Origin of the sequence: Paracoccus sp. TOH (assembly GCF_030388245.1) — a bacterium.
Classification (GTDB): Bacteria; Pseudomonadota; Alphaproteobacteria; order Rhodobacterales; family Rhodobacteraceae; genus Paracoccus; species Paracoccus simplex.
Map to the genome: position 1 here is coordinate 340,488 of NZ_CP098360.1, position 26,896 is coordinate 367,383.

At 69.0% G+C, this 26,896-nt stretch carries 28 protein-coding genes and 1 pseudogene; 10 read left to right on the forward strand and 19 right to left on the reverse strand.

The annotated features are described in order from the left end of the window. Positions 1 to 6 precede the first annotated feature (6 nt). A complete protein-coding gene (gene ilvN, locus NBE95_RS01615; RefSeq protein WP_289894164.1) occupies positions 7 to 567 on the forward strand; it encodes an acetolactate synthase small subunit in 561 nt (186 codons plus the stop codon). A gap of 6 nt (positions 568 to 573) precedes the next feature. On the opposite strand, the gene NBE95_RS01620 is transcribed toward ilvN, so the two are convergent. Continuing rightward, positions 574 to 915 carry a hypothetical protein gene (locus NBE95_RS01620; RefSeq protein ID WP_289894165.1) on the reverse strand — a complete coding sequence of 114 codons (342 nt, stop codon included), beginning with the start codon at positions 913 to 915 and terminating at the stop codon, positions 574 to 576. A 250-nt stretch (positions 916 to 1,165) separates the two neighbouring features. Continuing rightward, positions 1,166 to 1,918, reverse strand: coding sequence for a M48 family metalloprotease (locus tag NBE95_RS01625; RefSeq protein WP_289894166.1), 753 nt, complete (start codon positions 1,916 to 1,918; stop codon positions 1,166 to 1,168). A gap of 128 nt (positions 1,919 to 2,046) precedes the next feature. Here NBE95_RS01625 and NBE95_RS01630 point away from each other — a divergent pair, with 128 nt between their 5' ends. Beyond that, the gene (locus tag NBE95_RS01630) at positions 2,047 to 2,298 is read left to right on the forward strand and encodes a hypothetical protein (protein ID WP_019353302.1); all 252 of its coding nucleotides are present in this window, start codon (positions 2,047 to 2,049) and stop codon (positions 2,296 to 2,298) included. Here the strand turns inward: NBE95_RS01630 and NBE95_RS01635 are convergent. Next, positions 2,295 to 2,543 carry a DUF167 domain-containing protein gene (locus NBE95_RS01635; protein ID WP_289894167.1) on the reverse strand — a complete coding sequence of 83 codons (249 nt, stop codon included), beginning with the start codon at positions 2,541 to 2,543 and terminating at the stop codon, positions 2,295 to 2,297. The two genes, NBE95_RS01630 and NBE95_RS01635, sit on opposite strands and share 4 nt — an antisense overlap. Positions 2,544 to 2,648: 105 nt before the next feature. On the opposite strand from NBE95_RS01635, the gene NBE95_RS01640 reads away from it, so the two are divergent. Further along, the gene (locus tag NBE95_RS01640; protein WP_289894168.1) at positions 2,649 to 3,215 is read left to right on the forward strand and encodes a nitroreductase family protein; all 567 of its coding nucleotides are present in this window, start codon (positions 2,649 to 2,651) and stop codon (positions 3,213 to 3,215) included. Beyond that, a complete protein-coding gene (locus NBE95_RS01645) occupies positions 3,215 to 3,916 on the forward strand; it encodes an EI24 domain-containing protein (protein ID WP_289894169.1) in 702 nt (233 codons plus the stop codon). Before NBE95_RS01640 ends, NBE95_RS01645 begins: the two co-directional genes overlap by 1 nt. On the opposite strand, the gene NBE95_RS01650 is transcribed toward NBE95_RS01645, so the two are convergent. Next, entirely contained in the window at positions 3,882 to 4,142 is a 261-nt protein-coding gene (locus NBE95_RS01650; protein ID WP_289894170.1) for a DUF1467 family protein, read from the reverse strand. The genes NBE95_RS01645 and NBE95_RS01650 overlap by 35 nt on opposite strands. Continuing rightward, the gene (gene mce / locus NBE95_RS01655) at positions 4,142 to 4,546 is read right to left on the reverse strand and encodes a methylmalonyl-CoA epimerase (RefSeq protein ID WP_019351994.1); all 405 of its coding nucleotides are present in this window, start codon (positions 4,544 to 4,546) and stop codon (positions 4,142 to 4,144) included. Before mce ends, NBE95_RS01650 begins: the two co-directional genes overlap by 1 nt. Positions 4,547 to 4,682: 136 nt before the next feature. Between mce and NBE95_RS01660 the strand changes: the two genes are divergently transcribed. Then, positions 4,683 to 5,408, forward strand: a complete 726-nt coding sequence (locus NBE95_RS01660) for a response regulator (RefSeq protein WP_289894171.1) — start codon at positions 4,683 to 4,685, stop codon at positions 5,406 to 5,408. A gap of 4 nt (positions 5,409 to 5,412) precedes the next feature. Here NBE95_RS01660 and NBE95_RS01665 read toward each other — a convergent pair. Then, a pseudogene (locus NBE95_RS01665) lies at positions 5,413 to 5,604 on the reverse strand (GNAT family protein); the annotation flags it as partial. Between the two features lie 91 nt (positions 5,605 to 5,695). Between NBE95_RS01665 and NBE95_RS01670 the strand changes: the two are divergent. Further along, complete coding sequence (locus NBE95_RS01670; protein ID WP_012112698.1) at positions 5,696 to 7,051, forward strand: IS1380-like element ISPme1 family transposase; 1,356 nt, start codon at positions 5,696 to 5,698, stop codon at positions 7,049 to 7,051. A gap of 175 nt (positions 7,052 to 7,226) precedes the next feature. On the opposite strand, the gene NBE95_RS01675 is transcribed toward NBE95_RS01670, so the two are convergent. From NBE95_RS01675 to rimO, 7 genes are all read right to left on the reverse strand, one after another. Beyond that, positions 7,227 to 7,913, reverse strand: coding sequence for a GNAT family protein (locus tag NBE95_RS01675; protein ID WP_289894172.1), 687 nt, complete (start codon positions 7,911 to 7,913; stop codon positions 7,227 to 7,229). Between the two features lie 859 nt (positions 7,914 to 8,772). Continuing rightward, the gene (locus NBE95_RS01680) at positions 8,773 to 9,954 is read right to left on the reverse strand and encodes a DUF1501 domain-containing protein (RefSeq protein WP_289894173.1); all 1,182 of its coding nucleotides are present in this window, start codon (positions 9,952 to 9,954) and stop codon (positions 8,773 to 8,775) included. 9 nt (positions 9,955 to 9,963) lie between these two features. Next, the gene (locus tag NBE95_RS01685; RefSeq protein WP_289894174.1) at positions 9,964 to 11,331 is read right to left on the reverse strand and encodes a DUF1800 domain-containing protein; all 1,368 of its coding nucleotides are present in this window, start codon (positions 11,329 to 11,331) and stop codon (positions 9,964 to 9,966) included. Positions 11,332 to 11,450: 119 nt separating this feature from the next. Further along, entirely contained in the window at positions 11,451 to 13,226 is a 1,776-nt protein-coding gene (gene aspS, locus NBE95_RS01690) for an aspartate--tRNA ligase (RefSeq protein ID WP_289894175.1), read from the reverse strand. Positions 13,227 to 13,285: 59 nt separating this feature from the next. Beyond that, positions 13,286 to 13,951: a CPBP family glutamic-type intramembrane protease gene (locus NBE95_RS01695; RefSeq protein ID WP_289894176.1), complete on the reverse strand. Its 666-nt coding sequence runs from the start codon at positions 13,949 to 13,951 to the stop codon at positions 13,286 to 13,288. Further along, on the reverse strand, positions 13,918 to 14,721 hold the full coding sequence (locus tag NBE95_RS01700) for a GH25 family lysozyme (protein ID WP_289894177.1): 804 nt from the start codon (positions 14,719 to 14,721) through the stop codon (positions 13,918 to 13,920). The genes NBE95_RS01695 and NBE95_RS01700 overlap by 34 nt, the downstream gene beginning before the upstream one ends. Before the next feature lie 236 nt (positions 14,722 to 14,957). Further along, complete coding sequence (gene rimO / locus NBE95_RS01705) at positions 14,958 to 16,358, reverse strand: 30S ribosomal protein S12 methylthiotransferase RimO (RefSeq protein WP_289894178.1); 1,401 nt, start codon at positions 16,356 to 16,358, stop codon at positions 14,958 to 14,960. 103 nt (positions 16,359 to 16,461) lie between these two features. Here rimO and NBE95_RS01710 point away from each other — a divergent pair, with 103 nt between their 5' ends. Both NBE95_RS01710 and NBE95_RS01715 read left to right on the forward strand, forming a co-directional pair. After that, the gene (locus NBE95_RS01710; protein ID WP_289894179.1) at positions 16,462 to 16,947 is read left to right on the forward strand and encodes a hypothetical protein; all 486 of its coding nucleotides are present in this window, start codon (positions 16,462 to 16,464) and stop codon (positions 16,945 to 16,947) included. A gap of 487 nt (positions 16,948 to 17,434) precedes the next feature. Next, a complete protein-coding gene (locus NBE95_RS01715) occupies positions 17,435 to 18,082 on the forward strand; it encodes an adenosylcobinamide amidohydrolase (protein ID WP_289894180.1) in 648 nt (215 codons plus the stop codon). On the opposite strand, the gene NBE95_RS01720 is transcribed toward NBE95_RS01715, so the two are convergent. Together NBE95_RS01720 and NBE95_RS01725 are read right to left on the reverse strand one after the other, a co-directional pair. Next, complete coding sequence (locus NBE95_RS01720) at positions 18,057 to 18,818, reverse strand: ABC transporter permease (RefSeq protein WP_019352967.1); 762 nt, start codon at positions 18,816 to 18,818, stop codon at positions 18,057 to 18,059. The two genes, NBE95_RS01715 and NBE95_RS01720, sit on opposite strands and share 26 nt — an antisense overlap. After that, the gene (locus tag NBE95_RS01725) at positions 18,815 to 19,765 is read right to left on the reverse strand and encodes an ABC transporter ATP-binding protein (protein WP_289894181.1); all 951 of its coding nucleotides are present in this window, start codon (positions 19,763 to 19,765) and stop codon (positions 18,815 to 18,817) included. The genes NBE95_RS01720 and NBE95_RS01725 overlap by 4 nt, the downstream gene beginning before the upstream one ends. Positions 19,766 to 20,088: 323 nt before the next feature. On the opposite strand from NBE95_RS01725, the gene NBE95_RS01730 reads away from it, so the two are divergent. After that, entirely contained in the window at positions 20,089 to 20,541 is a 453-nt protein-coding gene (locus tag NBE95_RS01730; protein WP_289894182.1) for a GNAT family N-acetyltransferase, read from the forward strand. A gap of 188 nt (positions 20,542 to 20,729) precedes the next feature. Here NBE95_RS01730 and NBE95_RS01735 read toward each other — a convergent pair whose 3' ends face one another. The 3 genes from NBE95_RS01735 to NBE95_RS01745 are packed head-to-tail and all read right to left on the reverse strand — an operon-like array spanning position 20,730 to position 23,097. Further along, on the reverse strand, positions 20,730 to 21,497 hold the full coding sequence (locus NBE95_RS01735; protein WP_289894183.1) for a lysophospholipid acyltransferase family protein: 768 nt from the start codon (positions 21,495 to 21,497) through the stop codon (positions 20,730 to 20,732). Then, positions 21,497 to 22,426, reverse strand: a complete 930-nt coding sequence (locus tag NBE95_RS01740; RefSeq protein WP_289894184.1) for an FtsX-like permease family protein — start codon at positions 22,424 to 22,426, stop codon at positions 21,497 to 21,499. The genes NBE95_RS01735 and NBE95_RS01740 overlap by 1 nt, the downstream gene beginning before the upstream one ends. Beyond that, on the reverse strand, positions 22,423 to 23,097 hold the full coding sequence (locus NBE95_RS01745; protein WP_289894185.1) for an ATP-binding cassette domain-containing protein: 675 nt from the start codon (positions 23,095 to 23,097) through the stop codon (positions 22,423 to 22,425). Before NBE95_RS01745 ends, NBE95_RS01740 begins: the two co-directional genes overlap by 4 nt. 154 nt (positions 23,098 to 23,251) lie before the next feature. Between NBE95_RS01745 and NBE95_RS01750 the strand changes: the two genes are divergently transcribed. After that, entirely contained in the window at positions 23,252 to 24,307 is a 1,056-nt protein-coding gene (locus NBE95_RS01750) for a zinc-ribbon domain-containing protein (RefSeq protein WP_289894186.1), read from the forward strand. Positions 24,308 to 24,356: 49 nt separating this feature from the next. Here the strand turns inward: NBE95_RS01750 and NBE95_RS01755 are convergent, their stop codons facing one another. Further along, a complete protein-coding gene (locus NBE95_RS01755; protein WP_289894187.1) occupies positions 24,357 to 26,861 on the reverse strand; it encodes a DUF4175 family protein in 2,505 nt (834 codons plus the stop codon). Positions 26,862 to 26,896: the final 35 nt, after the last annotated feature.

Genomic DNA, 26,896 nt, shown 5'->3' on the forward strand with positions numbered 1-26,896 from the left:
AAGAACATGGCGGCACTGAACATCCAGAAGGGCGCATCGAGCCATTCGGCCTATGACCTGCGCGACCCCAACGCCCAAACCATCGAAAGCCACACCCTCGCGGTGCTGGTCGAGAACGAGCCGGGGGTGCTGGCCCGGGTCATCGGCCTGTTTTCCGGCCGGGGCTACAACATCGACAGCCTGACCGTGGCCGAGGTGGACCATCTGGGCCACCGCTCGCGCATCACCATCGTGACGCGCGGCACCCCGGCGGTGATCGAGCAGATCAAGGCGCAGCTGGGCCGCATCGTGCCGGTGCACGAGGTCCACGACCTGACCGTGGAAGGCCCCAGCGTCGAGCGCGAACTGGGCCTGTTCAAGGTCACCAGCAAGGGCGACAAGCGGGTCGAGGCGTTGCGCATCGCCGAGATCTTCCGCGCCAGCGTCGTCGATTCGACCCTGGAGAGCTTCGTTTTCGAGATTACCGGCACGCCGGAAAAGCTGGACGCCTTTGCCGATCTGATGCGGCCGCTGGGCCTGTCCGACCAGGCCCGCACCGGCGTCGCCGCGCTGGCGCGCGGCGCCTGAGGCGTCTCAGCGAGCGGCCGCGAGCTTCAGCGGCCGCTTTTCCAGCCCGCAATCGCCGTTCGAGATCACCCGCAGCACTGGGCGCGGCTGCCCGGGCTTGTCCCCCATGCCGCGCAACAGATCCGGCAGTTCCGAACGCCGGTTGCCCGAAATCATGCTGACCGCGCGGGCATGGCGCAGATCGTTGATCGTCTCGAACTCCAGCTCGACAAGATCGCCGGCGTCCGGCCAACCCTCTGCCGCGGCAAGATTCTCCTGGCCTTGCAGATAGGCTAGGGCGCCATGATCCTCGCACCAGATCACGGCCTTTTCCTTGGCCGGACTGCTCCACAGAATGACCCCGATCATCAAAGCTCCTAAAACAATCCGCCCTTCCCCAGAGGCGCAGCACAACCCAGACCGGAAACTATCGGCAGTTTCTCGCCTATAAAAGCAGATTCTGGAGGAGCCGGTCAGTTTGACGCGCAGTCATCCGGACAAATTGGTCTAATCCGCGACGATTTGTCCTGATCGGCGAGGGCTTTGCCGCTGATTTTCTGGATAAACCCTGGGCAAAAGCCCGATCCACACGATGCAGGAATGCAACAGAACAGGGGAATTATCGGACACGGCCGGCCCGGTAATCCGCCACGGCGCGCGCCACCTGCCCCATCCGGGCGGCGTTCGAGGGATGAGTGCCCAGAATCTTGTCACCAGGATCGGGAATGCGAGCGAAAAATTGCGCACCGTGCTCGGGATCGTATCCGGCATTCAGGGCGATGATCGCGCCGAGATAGTCAGCCTCCAGCTCCCAGTCGCGCGAATAGTAGCGGGCGCCGAACTGCGCGCCGAAATCCTGGGCCGAGCGAATCGCTTCGGAATTGCCGCCATAGGCGCTGGCAAGCCCGCCCAGGATCACCGCGCCCATGGAGGCGGCGCTGGTCTTGCGGTTGATATGGCCCAGGATGTGGTGGCTTGCCTCGTGCCCGACAACGAAAGCCAGTTCGTCGGCATTGCGCGCCTCTCCGATCAGCGAAAGCGTAAAGCCGATCACCGGCCGCCCGGTCGGGTCCACGGTCTGGAAGGCGTTCGGCTCCAGCCCCGGACGATCATCGACCACGAACTGGAAGTCGCAGCTGATCGGCTGGGTGCGCCTGGCGACGCATTCGCGTTCGACCGCCGGCTCCATGCGGCTGATCACCGCGATGAAGGCCCGGGCCGAGGCGCGGGCGCCGGCGGGGGTGTCCGGCGCCGGGGTGATGATCACATCGGGCAGCGGCTTCTGGATATCGCCGGGCTGGGGCACCGGCGCCGCGACGCAGCCCGCCAGGACCAGCAGAATCGCCGCCGCCGCTTGCCATGTCCCGCGCATCTGCCGCCCCTTGCCCTTGCCCAATTCGCGCCACTCTAGCCGTGGCCCCGCCCCGCCGCCAAGCCCCGGGCTTGCTCCGCCCGACATATCACGCGATTGTTGAGAAAAGCTGAACCGGAAGGATCGCGATGTTCACCATCGAACACGACTTCGACGCCACCGTCATCACCCTGATCGACGAATTGCCCGAGGCAGAGACCGGCACCCGGCCGCTGAACGAGGACGTGGTGATCCAGAGCTTTGACGACCGGGTGGTGATCGAGCAGTTCGATCCCGACACCGGCGAGCTGGCGCAGATCGTCATGACCATCGAACAGCTCGAGGAACTGCGCGCCGCGCTGAACCTGCCCGAGGGCAACTACCGGCTGGAGCGCCGCTAATCCAGCCGGAACAGCTTGTCGCGCGCCGTGGCGCCGCGCACCAGCACCAGCCGCGACTTGGCCACCCCCAGCGCCTTGGCCAGCAGCTTGACCACGGCGGCATTGGCCTTGCCGTCCTCGGGGACGGTGGTGACGGTGACGCGGATCGTTCCACCGTCCAGGATCACCGCATTGCGCGAGGCGCGCGGGGTGACCCGCACGGCGATCTCGGCGCCCGGCCGGGCAAGGTGGCTCAGATCGGTCATGCCTCGTTGAAGCCGGGTGCGGCGAAAAAGGCAATCCCGACTGGCGCCGGCAGATCCGGATGGCTATCTGGAAGCCGAGGTCCGCGCGAACCCGAGGAGACGCGAATGCAGCACACCGATCCCGCCACTCTGGCCTTCCTGCGCCATCGCCGCTCGCATCCGCCGAAGCTGCTCGGCGGCCCGCCCCCCTCGCGCGATGCGCTGATGGAGCTGCTGGAGCTGGCCGCCCGCGTCCCCGACCACGGCAAGCTGGAACCCTGGCGCTTCGTGGTGCTGGAGCGCGCCACGCTGGACCGGCTGGCGCCGGTGCTGGCCGAGCATGTCGCCGAGGCCGGCGGCGACGAAGCCACGGTGGCAAAGGCCCGCTCGGCCTTCGCCTCGCCGGTGATCGTCGCGGTGGTCTCGGCCCCGGTCGACAGCCCGAAGATTCCGGAATGGGAACAGTTCCTCTCGGCCGGCGCGGTCTGTCTCGAGCTGCTGAACGCGGCGCTGGCGGCGGGCTATGGCGCCGCCTGGCTGACCGGCCCGGCGGCCGAGCCGGGTTTCGCCCGCGCGCATCTGGGCATCGGCGCGGACGAGCGCGTGGTCGGCCTGATCCATATCGGCCAGCGCGGCACCACCCCGCCCGACCGGCCGCGCCCGGATGTCGCGGCCAAGACGACGTTCCTGTAATGGTGATCCGCGCGCTGCTCCTTGCCTGGGGCGATCTGCTGCGGCCGCGCATTTTCGGCGTGGTGGCGCTTGGCGTGGCGCTGACGCTGGGCCTGTTCGTCGCCCTGCAGGCCGGCGCCTTCTGGGCCATCCGCGTCTTCGCGCCCGAGACGCTGACCCTGCCCTGGATCGGCGCTGTGCCGCTGGCCCCGGCGCTGTCCTGGAGCTCGCTGCTGCTGTTTCCGCTGATGAGCATCTTCCTGATGATCCCGGTGGCGGCGGGCTTATCCGGCCTCTTCGCCGAGCGCGTCGCCGAGGCGGTCGAGGAGACGCATTACCCCGCAGCCAAGGGCCTGCCGGTCGATTTCTGGGAGGGGCTCTGGGAATCGCTGGCGGTCATGGGCGCGGTGATCCTGGTCACGCTGGTGACGCTGGCGCTGACGTCCTTCCTGGGGCCGCTGGCCTCGGTGCTGTTCTATGGCGGCAACGGCTGGCTGCTGGGGCGCGAGTTCTTCCAGATGGCGGCACGGCGCCACCTGCATCAGCCGCAGGCAACGGCGCTACGCCGCCGCCTGGCGGCGCAGGCGACCGCGCTGGGGGTGCTGATCGCGGCTTTGCTGACCGTGCCGCTGCTGAACGTCGTCGTTCCGGTGCTGGCCGCGGCGGGTTTCACCCACCTTTACCACATCAGCGCGTCCAGGCCTCGAGATCGGCGCGGGTGATGATGCCGCCGATGATGACATAGGCGATCACCCCCCAGATCAGCGCGGCGATCAGCGTCGCCCACAGCATCTTCTTCTTCAGCTTCGGCTCGTGCGGGGCGCCGGCCGGGGTGCCGGGCGTCACCTGCCCGACATCGGCCTGGCTTTGCTGGCCAAAGGGCAGCAGCACGAACAGCACCAGAAACCAGAGCACGGAATAGAGGACGATGCCGCCGGTCAGGCTCATCAGACCTGCTCCAGTTCGATCAGGCAGCCGTTGAAGTCCTTGGGATGCAGGAACAGCACCGGCTTGCCATGGGCGCCGATCTTGGGCTCGCCATTGCCCAGCACGCGCGCGCCCTCGGATTTCAGCTTGTCGCGGGCGGCCAGGATGTCCTCGACCTCGAAACACATGTGATGGATGCCGCCCGAGGGGTTCTTGTCCAGGAAGCCTTTGATCGGGCTGTTCTCGCCCAGCGGATAGAGCAGCTCGATCTTGGTGTTCGGCAACTCGATGAACACGACGGTAACGCCATGGTCCGGCTCGTCCTGCGGGGCGCCCACCTTGGCGCCAAGGCTGTTTTCATACTGCGCGGCCGCCGCCTTCAGGTCCGGCACGGCGATGGCGACATGGTTCAGGCGTCCGATCATCACTTCCTCCGTCGTTTGCGCCCTTCTAGGGCCACAAGACGGCGGGGGAAAGGAAAAGAAATCACCGTTAACGGCTTCTTAGGGGAATCGCGCAATCCTCGGGGTCAGACGGTGATTCCCAGTAAGGATTTGCAAGATGGAACAGGACAGGATCGGTGCGGAAGAATTCCCCACCTGGCGGGCCACCCTGCCCGATCGACCGCTGACCGGCCTGACGGTGCTGGTGGTCGAGGATTCGCGCGTCGCCTCCGAGGCGGTGCGCCTGCTGTGCCTGCGCTCCGCGCGCATCCGTCGGGCCGACAGCATCCGTTCGGCGTTGCGGCATCTGCAGACCTATCGTCCCGGCGCGGTGATCGTGGACCTGGGCCTTCCCGATGGCGACGGCGCCGACATGATCGCCACCATCGCGAAGGCGCTGCCGCGCGTGCCGGTGATCCTGGGCATCTCGGGCGATCCGGCCAACCGGGACGCCGCGCTGCGCGCCGGGGCGGACGGGTTCCTGGTGAAGCCCATCGAAAGCCTCGCGGTGTTTCAGCAGGCGATTCTGGCCGCCCTGCCCCCCGAGGCCCGGCCGCAGGGCCTGCGCGTCCTGCCCGATGACGTGATCCCGGCCGATCCCGGCGCGCTGCGCGAGGATCTGGCCCATGTCGTCGATGTGCTGTCGCAGGCAGACGATACCGAGGCGATCGAATATATCGCCCGCTTCCTGGCCGGGGTGGCGCGCTCGGCCCATGACCGGATGCTCGAGGACGCCGCGACGGCGCTGGCGCGGGACCATGCCGACGGCCGGGCGCTGGCCATGGACCTGGCGCGGATCAGCGGGTTGGTGCAGGATCGGCTGGCGGCGGTGCGGATTTCCTGAGCCCCTAGCCCGCAGTCAACGCCGACAGGCTTTGCCGCTGCTGCCCGCTGGCGTCGAAATTCTTCGGGTCCAGCCAGGCCTGATGCGCCCGCGCCAGGGCCGGCCAGTCGCGGTCGATGATCGCATACCAGGCCGTGTCGCGATTGCGGCCCTTGTAGATCATGTGCTGGCGGAAGATGCCTTCGAAGGTGAACCCACATTCTCCAAGTAAGTCGCTGATTTCGCTGTCGTAATCGTGATATTTCGCATATAAATCATGGCGTTGACGGCTGCGAGGGGCGCGTTTCATGGATCACCTGGAGGGTGCGGGCTTGGCGCGGGGAGATCGGGTTGATTTCGACCGCCGTGTGCGTCTGGAGTTCCGTGGTGCGCAGATCAGTTCAGACGGTGGCCTGCTGGTGATGCGCGAGCTTGATGACGTGCTCGGCCTGTCCAATCTGGCGTCGGAGGCGCTGCGAGACAGCCGCACCGGGAAGAACACGCTCCATCGGCTTGACGGATTGTTCCGGCAATCGGTGTTCGGACGACTGGCCGGATACGAGGATGTGAACGATGCCGACCGCTTGGCCCTCGATCCCGTGATGCGTCAGGTCGTTGGCGGCAGGGCCGTCGAGGCGCAAGCTGCTTCGGCATCGCAGATGGGACGGTTCGAGACCGAGACGCTGGCTCTGGCCGCGAACCGGGCGGCGCTGGCCGATCTGAACGGCCAATGGATCGACCGGTTTCATGACCGCAACGGGTTGAAATACATCGTGCTGGACATGGACAGCTCGGTCAGCCCCACCCACGGCGATCAGGAAGGTGCTGCCTGGAACGGGCATTTCGACTGCACCTGCTATCACCCCATCTTCTTGTTCAACCAGTTTGGCATGCTGGAGCGCTGCGCCCTGCGTAACGGCAATGTCCACAGCGCCGATGGCTGGCGGGATGTCCTTGATCCCGTCATTGCCCGATATGCTGGCCGCGACCTTGGTGGACGCTTCTTCCGGGCCGACGCTGCCTACGCGATCCCCGCGATCTATATGCGGCTGGAAGAAGCCAGGTTCTTCTACGCCATCCGTCTGCCCGCCAACGCCGTCTTGCGCGAGAAGATCGCGCATCGGCTGACACGGCCCGTGGGACGGCCTTCGCTGACCAAGGTCAAACGGTTCTTCGAGGACTTCGAGTATCAGGCGGCGTCCTGGGACAAGCCGCGCCGCGTCATCGCCAAGATCGAATGGCATCCGGGCGAGCTGTTCCCCAAAGTCGGCTTCATCGTCACCAACCTGCCGATGGAGCCAGACTGGGTGGTGAGGTTCTACAACCAGCGCGGCACCGCAGAGCAGCACATCAAGGAAGGCAAATATGCCTTTCGCTGGACGCGGCTGTCATGCCGGAAGTTCCGGCACAACGAGGTGCGGCTGCAACTGCACGCGCTGGCCTACAACCTGGCAACCTTCCTGCGCTGCATCGAACTGCCCGAGGCCATGGCGGACTGGTCGTTGACCAGCCTGCAACTCAAGCTGATCAAGATCGGCGCCCGCGTCGTCCGCCACGCCCGCGCCATTACCTTCCAGTTGGCCGAGGTCGCCGTCACCGGCCCGATGGTGCGGGCCGTCCTTGCCGCCATCCGCCGTCTTCGAACGCCTCCGTCATGCGCATGACCACGATCCATGCCCAAGCTGAACGAAAGCGGCAGGACAGGTCCGTCTGCCGCGCGGAAAAGCGGCTCTGCCGGGCCAGAATGCTGCGGGTTCGAGGCTTGATCCACCCGACTTCGGCCGTTTGCGCGACGACAGACACCGCTCGGGGCGAAAAACGCTTGCCCAGCGAGCAAAATCAGGCGATCTTGAAGTCAAGCGGCAGGCCACTTGGGGAATGTCGGGTGAAGCCGTAGCGCAACGCAGCGCGACGCGAGGGGGCGTTCAGCGCATCGCATTTCCACTCCACCCGGCGGTAGCCGGCGCCGAAGGCCCAGCCGATCATCAGCGAGATCGCCTCGGTCGCGGCCGGGGTCCGCTGCATCGGCGGCGCGATCTCGATATGGCCGATCTCGATCACCCCATGGGCCGGGTCGATGCGCATGAACGAGGCGAGCCCGCCGACCCTGCCGGTCGTCCGCTCGCGCAAGGCATAGAAATACGGGTCCGTCCTGGCGGCCATCCCGGTCTGCCAGGCGCGATAGCCGGCAAGATCGGCGAAGGGGCCGTAGCCCAGATAATCCCAGACCCAGTCCTGCCCCTGGTTGGCGGCAAAAAGATCCTCGGCATGGTGCTGCGGATCCAGCCTTTCCAGCAGGACATGGCCGCCTTCGATCCGCTCGGGACCGGGTGCGGCTGGTGGGGCGAAGTCACGGATGACAGGGCCGGTCGGGCGGGCGGATGGCGTGGCGGCTTCTCCGCCGCCGTGACGGGCCGGCCTCCCCGCCATGCCGGTCAGAGGGATCTCTTGCCCGCCCGCGGCAGGGCCGCCGCGATCAGGCGCAGCGGCTGGGCGGGACGAATTGCCGGCGGGATCTTGGGACATGCGCGGACCTCCTGCAACATCCGGGGCAGCATCCGCCGTTCTCGGCCAAGGTCAAGACCGGGAAGCGGCGCGGCCAGGCGATGCTGCCCGTATCGAGACCTGACCGGCGCCCCCTGCCCATGCGCAAAACCGCGATACCGGCCCCCAGGGCCGGCGCGGCCGCCGCCCGCAGACACAGGCCGGGATGCGCCGGCCCATCGCCAAAGACGGCGCGGCCACCCATCCGCGTTTCGGCAGCCACGGTGTTGCGACCGGGTACCGGCGCCGATCGGGGCAATCAAGCCGGGAGCAGGCCGCGATCCGGAACCCGCCGCCGGAACCGGGGCCGCGCAAGATCGCTTCCCCGGACGCCCGCCTGAAGACCGCTGCCCCTCTTATCCGGCCATGCGGCAACGCCTTTCCTCGGCTTTGCGGGTGCGCGAGGGTATTGCGCACTGGCGGGGTCGGGCGCTCGGCAGCCGGTCGAGTCGCCGGATGATCGGCCGACGGGCGCCACAGATCAGGACCGTGCCTGCGACATGCGGCCGCTGCCATCGCGGACTCTTGAGCGCAGGAACGGCGGCGTGAGAGCGGGTTGGCGGTTGGAGATACCGGCACGCCGCCCGGATCGGCGCGCCGGCAGGGCCGCGCTTTCCGCGACGCATCGCCATCCACCCTGCTGCCGGGCGACGGGCATAGCGGCGGGGCGCTCCGTCGGAAATAGGCCGGACGGGCGGATTGCCGCCCGGATCGGGGCGCTGACAAGGCCAGAGGCGCCGCAATGCCGGCCAAGGCCCGCTGCCGAGAGAGGGCGCTGCGGCTTCGCCGCGCCATGGACCGCGCGGCTGCAAGGCGGCGATCTGCTAATCCGGCTTCCCGCTCAAGCGAGCATCCCCGGATCGCCGCCCAGATCGAGACCGGGAAAGATCGAGCGTTCCAGCGCGTCGCGCCCGATTCCGAACAGCCCGTGCATCGCCCAGGCGGCATAGGCACGGATGTCGCGGGTCGGCATCAGGTCGCGGTCGGCGTAAAGCTGGCCCTCGCCCAGGCCCGGCCAGTCGCCGAAGGCCCGGCCGCCGCGGATCGCGCCGCCCGCCATCAGCAGCGCGCCGCCGGTGCCGTGATCGGTGCCGCCCGAGCCGTTCTCGCGCACGGTGCGGCCGAACTCGGTCATCGCCAGCACCGAGGTCCGCGCCCAGTTGCCGCCCAGCCCGTCGCGCAGCGCCAGGATCGCCGCCGCCAGCCGGTCCAGCGCCCGGCCCAGCACCGCCGGCTGGCGGGCATGGCTGTCCCAGCCGGGGATCGAGAAGGCGGCAATGCGGCTTTCCGCATTCAGCCGATTGGCGGCGAAGCGGGCCAGCGCCTGCGCGTCGCCGGTCGGCCCGGCGATGCGCTCGACCTCCGAGCTTTCCGCGCCGATCTGCATGGCGTCCCGGGCCGCGTCGCGAAACAGCGGATCGTCGTGATAGACGTGCTCCAGCAGCGTCTGCGCCTGCGGCGACAGGCTCAGCGAGGCGGTCGGCGCCCAGCTCAGATGCGCGGCCTTGCCGGACAGGATCTTCATCTGCTCGACGCCCACCGAATAGGCGGTCTCGGCGGTGGTGCCGGGCGTGGCCTGCAGCAGGCGGTTCAGCCAGCCGCCGATGCGGCGATCCACCGGCAGGTCGTTGCTGGTGCCGGCCTCCAGCAGGTCCTGGCCGTCGAAATGGCTGCGCTTGTCGCGATAGGGGGTCGAAGCGGCATGGGCAAAGGCCAGCTCGCCCTTTTGCCACAGCGGCATCAGCGGCGCGAGGCGCGGGTGCAGCGCATAGAACCCGTCCAGGTCCAGCGCGCCGTTTTCCGGTCCGACCGACAGGTCGCGGCGCAGCTGGCGCAGCATCGGGTCGCCATAGGGCTGGATGGCGTCCAGCCCGTCCATGGCGCCGCGCAGGATGATCACCACCAGCCGGTTGTCCGAAGGCAGGGCGGCGAAGGTCATCGAGTTCAGCAGCGGATGCGCCGCCGCCGAGCAGCCCAGCAGCGCCGAGCCCTTCAGAAACAACCTGCGGTCCAGTGTCGGCATCGGTGCCTCCTATCGGCGGTTGAAGTCGCCCGAGGCGAGGATCAGCACCACGCCTTCGGCCGCGCTTTCGGCCTTGGGCACCGCCCAGGCCAGCTCGCTGGACTGGGTGCCGCCGAAGGCCGAGACCAGCATCTCGCGCGGGTCGGGCAGATCCTTCTGCAGCAGCCGCGGCATGCGCAGCGCCCAGTTGATGCGCGCCGCCATGGTCTGCGGCGCGATCCAGGCATCGGCCGCCTCGGGCCAGCCGTCCGGGCCCTTGGGCTGGCCCCAGGGCTGGCCCATCGCGATCAGGTGGTTCCAGATCGCGCGGCGAAAGACCGGCCGTTCCAGCGCCGCCACCTGCGCGCCGCGCAGCCCCAGGGCGCGCAGCCCGGCCACCTGCAGGTCGAAGGGCTGGCGCACCTTCCGGCGCAGGTTCGAGGCCAGCGCCGGATGGGTGACCAACACGCGATAGACCTGCGGCAGGTCGCCGCCGGTGTCGCGCCAAACCGCCGCCATGGCCTCGACCAGATCCTGCGGCGGATCGTCGGCGACGAAATGCGCCGCCAGCTTGTGCGAGACATGCCGCGCCGTCTCGGGGTGGCGGGCCAGGTCGCGGAAGGCGGCCCGGATATCCTCGAGCCCGCCGCGGCGGCGCCCGCCATAGCTCTGGCCCAGCACCGTCTCGGGCCCCGGCTCGGCCAGGACCGGCTTGAAGGAGAAGCCCTCCTGGAACGAGAAGCTGAGCCCGGTCAGCAGCTCGGCCAGCTCGCGCACGTCCTTTTGCTGGTAATCGGCGCCGACACCCAGCGAATGCAGTTCCATCGCCTCGCGCGCCAGATTCTCGTTCAGGCCCAGCTTGCGGTCGGGCCGGCGCTTGACGAAGGGCGAGTTCGGCCCGCGGCTGGCGGTCTGGTCCAGATAGACCAGCATCATCGGATGGGTGTCGGCGGCGAAGAACAGGTCCTCGAACCGGCCGTTCACATGCGGGCGGATCGCCTCGTCCTGGAAGGCCAGCGCCAGGCCATGATTGACCTTGTTGATCGCCCGGACGGTGAAATGGTCGCACCAGAACTGCACCAGCCGCTCGCCGAAACCGACCGGGTCATCGACGGCGCGGATCATCCGGCGGCGCAGATCCTCGATCTGCAGGGCGCCCAGCAGCCGGCTTGCCTCCTGCGCCTCGGGCGGCTCGGGCAGGCCCTTGGTCCTGGCCCGGACGCCTTCGCGGAACTGCAGCGCAATCTCGCTGGCGGTGGCGGTGGTCATCGCCTCTGGGCCGGGACCGGCCTGGGCCGGATTGGCCAGCACCGCCTCGGCATCGGCGGGGGGCGGCATCAGCGGCGACAGGCCGAAACCCAGACGGATCGCCGCCAGCTCGGGAAATCCAAAGCTCATGCAATCATCCTTGCGGGGGAAATCGCCCCCTTGCGCAAGTTTATGCCACGATCCCGGCCCGAGGTCAGTTCACGCTTTCTTCAGCACGCCGCGCTGCGGCAAGGCGCCGCCGAAACCGCCTATTCGCGCGGCAGCACCCGCAGGCGCAATTCGCGCAACTGCTCGTTGGTGGGCTCGCTGGGGGCGCCCATCATCAGATCCTCGGCGCGCTGGTTCATCGGGAACATGATGACTTCGCGGATGTTCTGCTCATCCGCCAGCAGCATGACGATGCGGTCGATGCCCGCCGCGCAGCCGCCATGCGGCGGCGCGCCGTAGCGGAAGGCCTTGACCATGCCGCCGAAGCGCTTCTCGACCTCGTCGCGGCCATAGCCGGCCAGCTCGAAGGCCTTGAACATGATCTCGGGACGGTGGTTCCTGATCGCGCCCGAGATCAGTTCGTAGCCGTTGCAGGCCAGGTCGTATTGATAGCCCTTGACCGCCAGCGGATCGCCCGACAGCGCCTCGAGCCCGCCCTGCGGCATCGAGAACGGGTTGTGGCTGAAGTCGATGCGGCCGTCCTCGCCCTTTTCATACATCGGGAAATCGACGATCCAAGCGAATCTGAACTGGTGCTCATCGGTCAGGCCCAGCTCGCGGCCGATCTCGTTGCGGGCCCGGCCGGCGACGGCTTCGAAGGCCTCGGGCTTGCCGCCCAGGAAGAAGGCGGCGTCGCCCTCGCCCAGACCCAGCTGCAGGCGGATCGCCTCGGTCTTGTCAGGGCCGAGCGCCTTGGCGATGGGGCCGGCGGGTTCGGTCGAGCCGTCCTCGGCCTTGCGCCAGAAGATATAGCCCATGCCGGGCAGGCCCTGCTGTTGCGCAAAGGCGTTCATGCGGTCGGCGAACTTGCGCGAGCCGCCGGTCGGCGCGGGAATGGCACGGACCTCGGTGCCCTCCTGCTCCAAGAGCTTGGCGAAGATCGCGAAGCCCGAGCCGCGGAAATGCTCGCTGACCACCTGCATCTCGATCGGGTTGCGCAGGTCGGGCTTGTCGCTGCCGTATTTCAGCATCGCCTCGGCATAGGGGATGCGCGGCCAGTTGGCATCGACCGGGCGGCCGCCGCCGAACTCCTCGAACAGGCCCTGGATCACCGGCTGGATGGCGCGGAACACGTCCTCCTGCTCGACGAAGGACATTTCCAGGTCGAGCTGGTAGAAATCGGTGGGCGAGCGGTCGGCGCGCGGGTCCTCGTCGCGGAAGCAGGGCGCGATCTGGAAATACTTGTCGAAGCCGGCGACCATGATCAGCTGCTTGAACTGCTGCGGCGCCTGCGGCAGGGCGTAGAACTTGCCCGGATGCAGGCGCGAGGGCACCAGGAAGTCGCGCGCCCCCTCGGGCGAGCTGGCGGTGATGATCGGGGTCTGGAATTCGGTGAAACCCTGGTCCCACATCCGGTTGCGGATCGAGCGGACCACCTGCGAACGCAGCATGATGTTGTTGTGCAGGCTTTCCCGACGCAGGTCGAGGAAGCGATAGGCCAGCCGGGTTTCCTCGGGATAGTCCTGGTCGCCGAAGACCGGCAGCGGCAGGTCGTCCGAGGCGCCCAGCACCTCCATGTCGGTGGCATAGATCTCGATCTCGCCGGTCGGCAGCTTGGGGTTGACCAGGCTCGGGTCGCGCAGCTTGACCCGGCCGTCGATGCGGATCACCGTCTCGGCGCGCAGCTTTTCCAGCGCGGCAAAGGCCGGGCTGTCGCTGTCGGCGATGACCTGGGTGATGCCGTAATGGTCGCGCAGGTCGATGAACAGCACGCCGCCATGGTCGCGGACCCGGTGGACCCAGCCGGACAGACGGATCTCGGTTCCGGCATTCGCGGCGGTCAGTTCGCCGCAGGTATGGCTGCGATAGGCGCTCATCACTTTTCCCCTTCGTATCGGCCACGCATCAACCGCGACCAGCGGGCGAAGTCAAGCAATCAGAACGGCCGCACCACGTTGCCCGAGTAGAAATACACCCCCATTCCCACGGTGAAGAGCGTGTTCCCCGCCACCGCATGCAGCACCCAGGCCGAGGGGAAGCCGCGCAGCAGATAGGCGCGGGCGAAGAACAGCCCGCCGACGAAGGTCAGCGCCGCCACGACGAAGGACCAATACATCAGATGGGCAAAGGAGAAGATGGCGGCGTTCAGCACGATGGCCGCCTGCCCCTCGGGCAGGATCGCCGCGTAGCGGTGGAAGAACAGCGGCCGGAAGATCAGCTCCTGCGGCAGGGCCGAAAGCAGCGGATAGAAGGCCCAGATCACCAGCAGGAACTCGGGCTCGCGCCGGGCCATGCCGAAGATGGCGCCCGGGCGGGACACCCACAGGATCGCCACGCCCAGCGCCAGGGTGATCGCGATCATGCCGAGGATCTCGAGCCAGGGCAGGCGGCCCCAGCCGAAGACCAGGCTGCGCCAGTCGAAGCCGCCGGTGAACCACAGCAGCGCCAGCCCGGCGGCGCTGAACATGGCCAGCGCCGCGAACAGCATGTGGCCGGGCATGAACAGCGCAATGGCCAGCGGCGCCCCGATATAGAGCGCCGCGAACTCGGCCCAGAGCAGGGCGCGGGCTATTGCATCCTCCGGTTCAGCCACATGCGCCATTGCGCGGGCGAGCCGGCGAAGACGTTCAGGTCCACATTGCCGCCGATGCCGGGCACCACGCCGGTGCCGGTATATTGCCAGAAGCTGTAGCGCTGGCCGGGATAGACGATGCGCGGATGGCCGGCGACCGAGCGCAGCCAGAATTCCTCGTTCCAGGAGGCCAGGTTGTTGTCGCGGTAGAAGTCGACCGTCGTGTAGATGATCGGGCGCTGGCCGTAATACTGGTGCAGGATGTCCTTGAAGATCTTGGCCTCGCGCAGCACCTCATTCGCCGGCGGACGCCGCGGGCAGGTGCGCGAGGCGGTCCATTCCAGGTCGATCACCGGCGGCAGCGCGCCGCGCTCGCGCGGGACGTTCTGGATGAACCAGGCCGCCTGCTGCCGGCCCGAGCGGCAGAAGTAGAAATAGTGATAAGCGCCGCGCGGGATGCGGGCCTGCGCCGCCTCGGCCCAGTAGCGGCGGAAATTCGGGTCGGCATGGTCTCCGCCCTCGGTCGCCTTGATGAAGGCGAAGCTGACGCCCGAGCCGCGCACCGTGCTCCAGTCGATGCTGCCCTGATAGCGCGATATGTCGATGCCGTGCACCGGATGGTCGTAGGGATGGCCTCCGACCCAGGGATGCGGCGCCGAATCGCCGAATTTGGGGCCGAGCCCCTGCCCCGCCATCACCGCCCGTTGCTGCGACGGTCCGCGTCCGCAGGCCGCCACCGCGACCAGCAGCAGCACCATCAGAATCCTGCCCAGGAATTTCATCTCTGCCCTCTGCCTCATGCGCCTGTCCGCGGCGCTTTTGTCCCTTATCGCAAAGGTGCGACGCGCTGTCACGATGGCGTGACAGTCACGAGTTTGTCAGAGAGGCCGTGGCCCCGGCGCAACAGCAACGCGCGCTGCCATCCCTGCCGGGACGGCGCCGCCGGCGGATTGCCCAGCAAATGCTGGAGATTGCGCTGCGCCAAGCGTGCAGCGCCCGTGCACCGGCCGTACACAGGGCGTGCACCGGAACGGCGTCAGCCCAGCCGGCCCCAAAGATCGTATTCGCCGGCCTCGTCCACCGTCACCGTCACGATGTCGCCGGGCGAGAGCGCCTCGAAGCCTTCGTCGATGAACAGGTTGCCGTCGATTTCCGGCGCGTCGGCCTTGGTGCGGCAGGTGGCGCCATCGGCGTCCACCGCATCGACGATCACCTCGATGCGGCGGCCGACCTTGGCGGCCAGCTTCGCCTCGGAGATCGCCTGGGCCTTTTCCATGAACCGGTCCCAGCGCTCCTGCTTGACCGGATCGGGAACGTGGTCGGGCAGGTCGTTCGCCCGCGCGCCCTTGACGTTTTCATACTGGAAGCAGCCGACGCGATCCAGCTGCGCCTCGTCCAGCCAGTCGAGCAGGGTCTGGAACTCGGCCTCGGTCTCGCCCGGGTAGCCGACGATGAAGGTCGAGCGCAGGGTGATGTCCGGGCAGGCGGCGCGCCAGGCGGCGATCTCGTCGAGCGTCTTCGCCGCCGCCGCCGGCCGGGCCATGCGCTTCAGCGTGTCCGGATGCGCGTGCTGGAACGGGATGTCGAGATAGGGCAGCACCAGCCCGCCCGATTCGGAATGGGCCGCCATCAGCGGGATCAGGTCGCGCACATGCGGATAGGGATAGACGTAATGCAGCCGCACCCAGGCGCCGAGCGACCCCAGATCGCGGGCCAGGTCGGTGATATGGGCGCGGTGGCCGCGTTCGGTCACGAACTTGCGGTCGAGGCCGTAGGCCGAGGTGTCCTGCGAGATCACCAAAAGTTCGCGCACCCCGGCCTCGACCAGTTTCTCGGCCTCGCGGATCACCGCATGCGCCGGGCGGCTGACCAGACGCCCGCGCATGTCGGGGATGATGCAGAACTTGCAGGCGTGGTTGCAGCCTTCGGAAATCTTCAGATAGCTGTAGTGCCGCGGCGTCAGCTTCACGCCCGAGGCCGGCAGCAGGTCCACGAACGGATCGGGCGACGGCGGCACGGCGGAATGCACCGCGTCCAGCACCTGTTCGTATTGCTGCGGGCCGGTCACCGCCAGCACGGAAGGGTGCGCGCCGGTGATGTATTCCGGCTCGGCCCCCAGGCAGCCGGTGACGATGACCTTGCCGTTTTCCGACAGCGCCTCGCCGATGGCCTGCAGGGATTCGGCCTTGGCCGAATCGAGGAAGCCGCAGGTGTTCACGATCACCGCGCCGGCGCCCTTGTAGTCGGGGCTGATGGCATAGCCCTCGGCCCGCAGCCGGGTCAGGATGCGCTCGCTGTCCACCAGCGCCTTGGGGCAGCCGAGGCTGACCATGCCGATGGTCGGTTGCCCGTCCCTTCGCCCCCCCTTTTCCCGGGCGGAGTCGAAGATCGGGCGGGGGGCTAGATCGGGGCGCAGCAGGGGCGGGTTCTGGCTCATGATGCGCGGCATATAGTGGCAAGCGGGCCGCTTGTTAAGCGCCAAGCGCAGCTCGCCGGAACGTCATTTGGACTTGCGCGTTCGGGGAGGCATAGCTGAGGACATGAGCATGAGACCCATCCCGACCCGCCTTACCGTTCCGCTGCTGCCGGCGCTGGCCGCGGTCGCCATGCTGGCCGTCACGCTGTCCGCCCTGCCCGGCCCGGCCGAGGCGCAGGGCCGCGGCAAGCCGATCGTGATCTGGAACAACAAGGGCGGCAACGTGATCGAGGCGATCCAGTATCGCAACGAGCTGGCGCGCAGCGGCCGGCGGGTCGAGGTGCGGGGCTATTGCCGCTCGGCCTGCACGATCTACATCACCCTGCCCAATGCCTGCCTGGGCCCGGGCGCCACGGTCGGCTTCCATGCGCCGCGGATCCCCGGCACCACCATCATCCCGCCGATCGTGGACGAGCTGATGGCGCAATATTATCGCGGCGGCATCCTGCGCATGTGGAACACCCAATGGAAGCATTCGCTGAAGATGCACAAGATTTCGGCCCGGCAATATGTCAAGCTGGACCCGCAGACGCGGCTGTGCCGGAACTGAGGCGAAGCGCCGCAATGCCGGCCCCGGCGCTTAGTCGCTGCGGCCCATCACCCGCGATTGCAGGCTGATCATCAGAAAGGCCGGGCCGGGATCGACCTTGCGCTTCGGGGATATGTCCTCGTGCCCCAGCACGTCCTGGATCAGGTATTTCTCGCGCAGGGCCAGGCATATGTCCGAAACCGCGTCGAATTGCGCCTGGATATAGGCCTGCCATCCGGCCGGTGCGGTTTCATGCTTGTGGACCAGCAGGTAAACCTCGTCCGCATCGACGACATTTCCCGCCCAGTTTTGGGGATTTGTCCACGAGACTCATTATATAGCACAAATTCGGCCCGGAGGATCGCCAACATCGGCGGCATCGGCGGCGGCGGCAGGCCTTGCCGCCGGGATCACCGCCGATGCCGGCCGCGCGCGGTTGCATCGGCGGGGGCAGAGGCATAATCGCCTGGTAAACAGGGGGGACGAGGGGATGCGGATCACATATGCCATGCCCTGGCTGATCGCCGATCTGGGCCGGGCGCGGCGGGTGCTGTCCTTTGCGCCGCATCGGCCGGGCTTCCGCCGCGCCCGGCATATCCTGTGGCGGCAGGTGCGCGACGCCGATCTGGGCCCCGGCTTCGACGCCACCGCCTGGCTGGCCGCCGAGATGGCGCGCATCGGCCATGGCGCCGAGGTGGGCATGATGACCTCGCGCGGGCTGGAGCATGCCGTGCAGGCCGAGGCCGGGCCGGCGCGCTGCCTGGCCACCGTGGGCCTGGGCAATGCCGAGCGGGTCGGCCGGCGCCGGGCCGCCGCGCCCGCGGGCTACGGCACCATCAACATCGCGCTGCTGGTCGAGGCCGGGCTGACGGACGCGGCGATGATCGAGGCGCTGACCATCGCCGCCGAGGCCCGCACCGCCGCGGTGATCGCGGCCGGGGTGATGCTGCCCTGGGGTGTCGCGACCGGCACCGGCACGGATTGCATCGCCCTGGCCTGCGATCCCGGCCCCGAGCGCCATGCCGGGCTGCATACCGCGCTGGGCGAGGCCATCGGCCGCAGCGTCCACGACGCGGTGCTGCGCGGCGCCGAGGCCTGGGTGGCGCGGCACGGCCGGGACGCGGCGGCGGTTATTCCCGCAGCCGCCAGCCGCTGAGGAAGATCCAGCGGATCGCCGCCATGCAGACCAGGATCATCAGCCCGACCGCGACCAGCGACACCCCGACCGGCACGTCGGCCAGGTCGAAGAAGCTCCAGCGGAAACCCGAGATCAGGTAGAGCACCGGGTTGAGCTTCGCTACCCCCTCCCAGAAGGGCGGCAGCATCGAGGCCGAGTAGAAGGCGCCGCCCAGGAAGACCAGCGGCGTGACCACCATCATCGGCACGATCTGCAACTGCTCGAAGGACTTGGCCCACAGCCCGATGATGAAGCCCAGAAGCGAAAAGGCGATGGCGGTCAGCACCAGGAAGGCCAGCATCCAGAACGGATGCGCGATATGGACGCCGTTGAACCAGAAGCTGGTCAGCAGGATCACCAGCGCGATCAGCACGGCTTTCGCGGCGGCGGCGCCGACGAAGCCCAGCGTCACCTCGATCCAGCCGGTGGGGGCGACCAGGATCTCGTAGATGGTGCCCGAGAATTTGGGGAAGTAGATGCCGAAGCTGGCATTGGCCACCGATTGCTGCAGCACGGTCAGCATCATTAGCCCCGGCACGATGAAGGCGCCATAGGGCACGCCCTCGACCGACTGGATGCGGCCGCCGATGGCGGCGCCGAACACCACGAAGTAAAGCACCGTGGACAGCACCGGCGAGGCCAGCGATTGCCAGACGGTGCGGAAGAAGCGCGCCATCTCGTGATTGAACACCGCGCGGGCGGAACGCCAGTTCATGCCGGCACCTCCTGGCTTTCGGCCGGTTCGTCCTCGACCAGCGACATGAAGATTTCCTCGAGGCTGCTCTGCTTGGTCGAGACGTCGCGCACGGCGATGCCGCAGCCGGACAGATCGGCCAGCAGACGGGCGATGCCGGTGCGTTCGGCGCGGGTGTCGTAATCGTAAAACAGCGTCGCCCCGTCGGCCGACAGCACCAGGCCGCGGTCCTGCAGCTCGGCCGGCAGCCCGGCCAGCGGCTTGTCCAGCGCGATGGTCAGGCGCTTCTTGCCGAACTCGCCCATCAGCGCGTCCTTGGACTGCACCAGCAGCAACTCGCCGCGGTTGATGACGCCGATGCGGTCGGCCATGTCCTCGGCTTCCTCGAGGTAATGCGTGGTCAGGATGATGGTCACGCCCTGCGCCCTGAGTTCGCGCACCACCTGCCACATCTCGCGGCGCAGGGTCACGTCCACGCCGGCCGTCGGCTCGTCGAGGAACAGCACCTTGGGCCGGTGCGACAGCGCCTTGGCGATCAGCACCCGCCGCTTCATGCCGCCCGACAGCTCGCGCGTCCTGGCCTGGCGCTTGTCCCACAGCGCGAGGCTGCGCAGCAGTTGCTCGATATAGGCCTCGTCCGGCCCCTCGCCGTAAAGGCCGCGGGTGAAGCGCACGCTGTCGATGACGGTCTCGAAGGGTTCGAGCGCGATCTCCTGCGGGACCAGGCCGATCATCTTGCGCGCCGCGCGCCAATCCCTGCGGATATCGTGGCCGCCGACCCGGACGGTGCCGCCGCTGGGCACCACCAGGCCGCAGATGATCGAGATGAGCGTGGTCTTGCCGGCACCGTTCGGACCCAGCAGGGCGAGGATCTCGCCCTCCTCGATCTGCAGGGACACGCCGTTCAGCGCCACGGTGCCGCTGTCGTATTGCTTTGAAATATGGTCAATATCAATAATCGGACGCATGGATCCCCCTCAATTCTGGCCGCTGGGGCGGATTGGAAGGTAGGGTTCGCATCGCCGCTGCACAATGACCCCGCGCGGCATTTCCTTGCCACGGGGCCGCGGCCCGCGGCGATGCGGGGCTTCGCGGCGGAAACGGTCCGCGGCTGGGCGGAAGAACGCGGATGGTCTGGAAGCGGCATTGACCATGATCGGGGCTCCGGCCTATAAGCGGAACCGCCCACAGAAGGAGACTTATGCACAGAGGCCTCGATTGACCCGCGCATAGCGGAATCGCTCGGCATATTTCATGCCGTTCCTTTTTGCATGATTTCTGTGGAGTTCTCATGGAGAACCAAGACGTAGTGATCCGGCCCTTCGAGGCGGAAACGGATCTCAAGACGCTATCGGACATCTGGTTCAGCGCGTCATTGAAGGCACATCCCTTCATCGGCGAGCCGAAGCTGGTTGAGCAACGTCAGCTGATCGAGACGGAATACCTTCCGAAAGCAGAGACCTGGGTGGCCTGTTCCAATCAGGAGGCGATCGGTTTCATCAGCTTGCTAGGCAGTTTCATCGGCGGGATATTCATCTCTCCGGACCGGCAAGGCATGGGCGTTGGAAGCAAGCTTGTCACCCATGCGCTGGACAAGAAGGGGGAACTGTCCCTCGATGTCTATATCGCGAACGAACAGGCCGTCCGTTTCTACACCTCGCTGGGATTCCGCGAGGTGTCACGGCGCGACAGGGATGATTTCGGCTATCCGTTCCCGAACGCCACCTTGCATTTGAAGCGTTGAACAACGGACCGGGCAGGAACCTTTCTTGCCCGGTTTTCCACCTGCATCAACGCTGCGCAGGACCGTCCGCTTCCGTCTCGCAAAGCCGCCATGGATCCGGACGGCATCTCAGCAAGTGCCCCGCCCCGACCGCTCTGCGAGGGCGCAAAGCGCGGCGCGGGCCGTCCGCGATGGATCGCGCCGCCCGGTCAAGCGCCTTCCGCCCGCCCCCCCGCCTCGGCGAAAAGCCGGGCGCTGGCGGTTTCGATCCGTTCCTCCAGCAGGTCCATCACCTGCGTCGAGCGGTGGCCGACCGGGATCGGCTCCAGGAACTCGACCACCGCGGTGCCGCCGCGGATCGGGATGCCGCGCTTGGGCCAGAACATGCCGCAATTCACCGCGACCGGCTGGATGGTCAGGCCGGTGGCGCGCTGGATGGTGCCGGCGCCATGCTTGTAGGGCAGCCGATGCCCGGGGCGGGTGCGGGTGCCCTCGGGATAGATGATCAGCTGGCCCAGCCCTTCGGGCCGGGCTCGGGCGGCCTCGACCTCGGCGATGATGCGCTTCATCGCCTCTTTCCCGCGCGAGCGGTCGATGGGGATGCAGCCGACCTTGCGGGCGAACCAGCCCATGATCGGCACCCGCAGCACCTCGCGCTTCATCACGAAGGCGCGGCGCGGGCAGGCGCGGGCCAGCGCCAGGATGTCGAGAAAGCTTTGGTGTTTCGAGGCGATGATGCAGTCGCCGGCCGGCGGCGTGCCGCGATATTCGATGCGCACCCCCAGGATCACCCGCGCCGCGCCCAGCATCTGGTCCAGCCACAGGCTGGCGACGCGGTTCGCCGCCTCGGTGCCGCGCAGCGCCTGCGGCAGGCCCCAGAGCCCCAGCACCAGGGTCGCCAGCGCGATATAGAGGTAATAGGCCACCGCCCGCGGCCAGTCCAGGATCGAGGGCGGACGCGGATGGCGGCGGGTCATCAGCGCACCTCGCGCAGGATCTTCAGCGCCGCCCAGCGGGTGGCCGCGAAGCCGATGGCGGCGGCCAGCGCCGGGATCAGCAGCGGCCAGAGCCAGCCCCAGCCCTGGAAGCCGAGCCCGGTCAGGAAGCCGCCGGCCTGATCGACCGAGGGCAGCGCCCAGACCGCCGCCATGCCCAGCACGGTGCCGCCGGCCGCGCCCGTGGCGGCGCGGCGGGTGAAGCGGCGCACGAAGGCGGTGGCGATGGTGATGTCGCGCGCCCCGATCAGCCGCAGCACCCGGATCACCTGGCCGTTCGCCGCCATCGCCGCCTTGGCCGCAAGCGTGATCATCGCCGCCGAGGCGGCGGCGATCAGCAGCAGCGACACCAGCCCCAGCACCCGCAGCCGGTTCGCGGCCGAGACCAGCGGCTCGCGCCAGCGGGTATGGTCGTCCAGCACCGCGCCCGGCGCCTCGCCCTGCAGCCGCAGGCGCAGCGCCTCGGCATCGAAGCCCTCGGCGGCCTCGGTCACCTCGATCAGCCGCGGCACCGGCAGCGCTTCGACCGGGATGTCGGGGCCGAACCACGGCTCCAGCAGCTTCTCGACCTCGTCGCCGGGCAATTGCCGGGCCTCGGCGATGCCGGGGGTGGTCTTCAGCACCTCCATCACCGTGGCGGTCTGCCGGTCGATCTGCTCCTCGGGGGCCGAGACGCGCACAGTGACGGTCTGCGCCAGTTCGCTGGACCAGCGCTCGGCCAGCCTTCCGGTGGCCAGCGCCAGCGCCAGGGCGAAGACGGCCAGGAAGGCCATGGCCCCGGCCGAGAACACCGTCAGCTGGGCGGTGAAGCCGGTGGGCGGCACCACCCGGTCATGGCCGGCGGGATCGGGCCGGGTCAGCCCCCGCCACAGCGCCGCCAGGTCGAGCGATTTCAGATCGGCTTTCTTCACAGGTCCGCCCCCGCCAGTTGCAGCCGCTTGCCGGCAATCCGCAGCACCCGCGCCTGCACCTGCTGCTTGGCGGCGCGGATCAGGTTCAGGTCATGCGTGGCGATCAGCACCGCCTTGCCCGAGCGGTTGAGTTCGATCAGCAATTGCAGCAGCCGCATCGACATGTCCCAGTCCAGGTTGCCGGTCGGCTCGTCCGCCAGGATCAGGTCGGGCGACATGACCACGGCGCGCGCCAGCGCCGCCCGCTGCCGCTCGCCCCCCGACAGTTCGGGCGGCAGGGCGCGGGCCTGGCCCGTCATCTGCACCCAGGCCAGCAGGTCGCCCAGGGCGCGCATGTCCACCGGCTCGCCCGAGACGATCAGCGGCAGGGCGATGTTTTCGGCCACCGGCAGATGGTCGAGGAATTGCGTGTCCTGATGCACGACGCCGACGCGCCGGCGCAGCGCGGCGATGCCGTCGCGGGACAGCGCCCGCACGTCCTGGCCAAAGGCCGACATGCGCCCGGCGCTCGGCAGCAGCTCGGCATAGCAGAGCCGCAGGAAGGTGGTCTTGCCCGAGCCCGAGGGGCCGGTGAGGAAATGGAAGGAACCCGGCTGCAGGGACAGCGACATATCGGCCAGCAGCGGATCTCCGCCGCTGTAACCGAAGGACAGGTTCTGCATTTCGATCACGGGTGACTCCTTGCCTTGCGGCGGCTTGGCCCCTGCGGGCTGCTTGGCGCGCGGTTCGTGGCTTGATAGAACAGTCCCGCGGCGAATGCGAGACGCCCGCTTGATGGAAAGCCGCCGGAAAACGGCCAGGAAACACGCCAGGAGAGACGATTTCATGCGCCTGACCTGCCCGCGCTGCGGAGCCCAGTACGAGATCGCCGAATCCGCCATCCCGGCGCTCGGCCGCGAGGTCGAATGCTCGGCCTGCAGCCATGTCTGGTTCCAGCCGGGCGCGGGAAAATCCGCAGCCGAGGCCGCTGCCGGGCCCTATGATCCGCAGGAGCGGCCGGCGCTGAACCGGGCGCTGGACGAGTCGGTGCTGGCCATCCTGCGCGAGGAGGCCGCCCGCGAGCTGCAGGCGCGCAAGGCCGAGATCCGCCCGGACGGCGCCGATCACATTCCCGCGACGGCGGCGGCCGGGCCGGACATGGGCGGCGGGGATGCCGGCACCGCGCCGGCAATCGACTGGCCGGCCACGACGCTGACCGAAACCGCGATGCCGGTGGCGGCGGCGGCCGGGCCGATCCGGGCCGAAACCCCGGACGCGGACGCGGATACAGACGCGCAGGCGGCCGAGGCCGCAGCACCGGCCGGGGCCGGGCCGGAGGCGGCGGCAAAGCAGGCAGCCGAAACCCGCCAGACCGACGCCGCCGGGCCGGGGCTTGGCGAATTCCGGACCGCTGAACCGCTGGCCGACGAACCGCTGGCCGACGAATCGCAGCCCGGCGCAATCCGGCCTGACGTCCCCCGGCCCACCGAAACCGCACCGGCCGCCGACTGGCCCGAGGCGGTGGCGCCCGCCCTGCCCGACGCGGCGGAACTGGCGGCGACGCTGACCCGCCCCGGCCCGCCGCGCCCCGAGACCGAGGAGCCGGCCGCAGCGTCCGAGCGTCCGCTGCTGCGCCCCGCCCTGCCCGAACAGGAACCCGCCCCGGCCGAGGCAGCCCCGGTCGCGGCGCTGGTGCCGGCGCTGGTGCCGCCGCCCGCCCCCCGCCGCTCGGGCTATGCGGCGGGTTTCGGCCTGGCGGCGATGCTGGCGCTGGGGGTGGTGGCGCTTTACGCGCTGGCGCCGCAGATCCCGGCCGAGCAGGGCGGCGGGGTGCTGGCGGAATGGCGGCAGGACATCGACCGCGGCCGGCTTTGGCTGCATGACCGCATCCTGGGCCAATAGCGCCGGCTTGCCGCCGCGGCCGGCCTGAGCGCGGCCGCGCGGCGCGGCGCTAGAAATTCTCCAGCAGCCGGCCCAGATAGTCGCGCTCCTCGCGCGGCCGGTCGCGCTCGCCGCTGCGACGGCGGATCTCGTCCTGCAGGTCACGGGCCTTGCGCGCGGGGTCCGGCCCCTCGGCCAGGGGATCGCCGCCATTGATCGCACTGCCGTCGCCCGACAGCGCCCGGCCCAGCGGATCGGTCTGCGGCTGGCGGTCATAGGGCTGTTCCAGCCCGCGCCGACCGCGCGGATCGCCCGAGGGGCCTTCCGGTCCGTCCTGCTGTCCGCCCTGCCGGGCCTGGCCCTGCTGCCCCTGTTGCTGGCCCTGGGCCATCATGTCGCCCAGCGCCCGCATCCCCTCGCGCATGGACTGGATCGCCTGGGCCTGGCGCTCCATCGCCCCCGAGGGATCGCCCTCGCGCAGCGCCTGTTCGGCATCCTCCATGGCGCGCCCGGCCTCGTCCAGCTGGCGCCGCGCCTCGTCGCCCTGTTCGGTGCCACGCCCGGGCAGCAGGCCGCGCTGGCGGCCCAGATCCTCGCGCAGCGCCCGCTGGCGGTCGGCGAGCTGCTGGTTGTCCTGGCTGCCCTGCCCCTCCTCGCCCTGCTGCCACTGGCCGTATTGGTCCTGCATCTGGCGCATCGCCTCGTCGGCCAGCTTCTGCTGGTCGCGCAGCGTCTCGGCCAGCCGGTCCGAGGGGCGCTGGCGGCCGCCCTCGCCGCCCTCGGATTGCGTCACCTGCAGGTTCTGCATCATGCGGTTGAACTGCTCCAACAGTTCCTGGGCCTCGGCCATGCGGCCCTCGTTCATCAGGCGCTGGATCTCGTCCATCATCTGCTGGATCTGGTCGCCGGTGATCTGCTGGCGATCCTGCGGCGACCGGTCGAAGCGCTCGGCCGGATCCTCGCCCTGCTGCTGGGCCAGCATGTCCAGGTAATCGTCGGTGGCCTGCTTCAGCTCGTCCATCAGGCGCTGCACCTCGTCGGGGCTGGCGCCGTTGCGGATCGCCTCGGAAAGCCGCTCCTGCGCCTGCTGCATGCGCTGCAGCGCATCGGCCAGCCCGCCATCCTCCAGCGCCACCGCGGCATCCCAGAGCACCTGCGCCAGCTTGTTGCGCGTCTCCTCGGTCAGGTTGCCGGATTCCAGCGTGCCGATGGCGCCCTGCAAGCCTTTGTACAGGTCTTCGTCCATGAAACCCTCGGGCTGCCAACTGGCGGCGCGCAGAAGCTGGGCGCTGCGGGCGGCATTGCCGCGCGACCACAGCAGATCGCGCCGCAGCTCGATCAGCGCCGCCGCCAGCGGGTCGAAGAAGCGCCGGCCCGGCAGCACCATGCGCATCGGCGCCGAGACGCCCTGCTGCGCGATGCCGTCCTCGACCTTCAGCGAGACGGTGACGGGCAGGTTGGCCCAGGGATGGCGCGACAGGTCGCCGACCAGCCGGCCGCGGATCTGCTTGCGGCTGCCGGTCGCGGGCAGGGGCAGGTCCAGCGCCACCGCCTCGCGCGGCTCGGGATCAAGCGCCAGGCCGAAACGGCGGTCGACCGCCGCCAGGTCCAGCGCGATCACCGCCTGACCCGCCGCGACGCCGTTATCGTCGCTGGCGGTGAAATCCTGCACCAGCCGGCCGTCGGCGCGCCGCTGGGGCGCCTGGCCGGGCGCGACCTCGGGCGCGGCATCGGGCAGCACGGTCACGTCGAAGCGCCGCCCGGCGACCTCGATCACCCCGTCGCGCTCGGCCATGAACTCGGGCGCCGCGGGGTCGCCGCCCGCGACGGCGGCGCCGATATCCTGGTCGATTCCGGCCCCCTCGCCGTAAAGCCGGAAGCTCAGCTTCGAGCCCTTGGGCAGCTCCAGCCGCTGACCCTCGGGCAAGGCGTTCAGGTAAAGCGTCGGACGGCGGGTATAGGCGGGGGGCTCGGCCCAGCCCTCCCATGAGGGACCGGCCTCGGCGCCCGGACGCGCGTCGGGCGCGGGACGGAAGGTCGCGCCCAGCGCGGCGATGCCCTGCCCCAGCTGCCCGGTCGGCGCGAAGATCAGCGCCATGGCCAGCGCCACCATGCCGACCAGCCGCAGCGCCACCGGATCGCGCCAGCGCAGCCGCGCATCGGGAACGATGGGCCGCGCGGCCAGGGCGGCGGCCTGCATCCGCGCCAGATGCGCCTGCCACAGGGCGGCGGCGCCCGCATCGCCGGCCCCGACCGCGACCCGGTCGCGCAACGCCGAAAGCGGCCGGCCCGGCAGCGCCAGGTCGACCCGCAGCCGCGCCGCCTCGGCCAAGGGGCGCCGGACGCGGCGCAGCCCCCAGCCGGCAGCCAGCAGGGCGGCCAGCGCCACCGCAGCCATCACCCAAAGCAGCGCCCGCGCGGACAGAAGATCGGTCGCGCCAAAAGCCAGCGCCGCCAGCACCAGCGCCAGAACCACGGCCAGCGGCCAGAAGGCCGCGGCCAGAGCCTCCCACCACATGCCGGCGCGGGTCAGCCCGACCGCCCAGCGAATCCGGCGCGGCTCAGCTGGATCCACGGCCCCGCCCCCTTCTTCTCCGTTTGGGAAATACC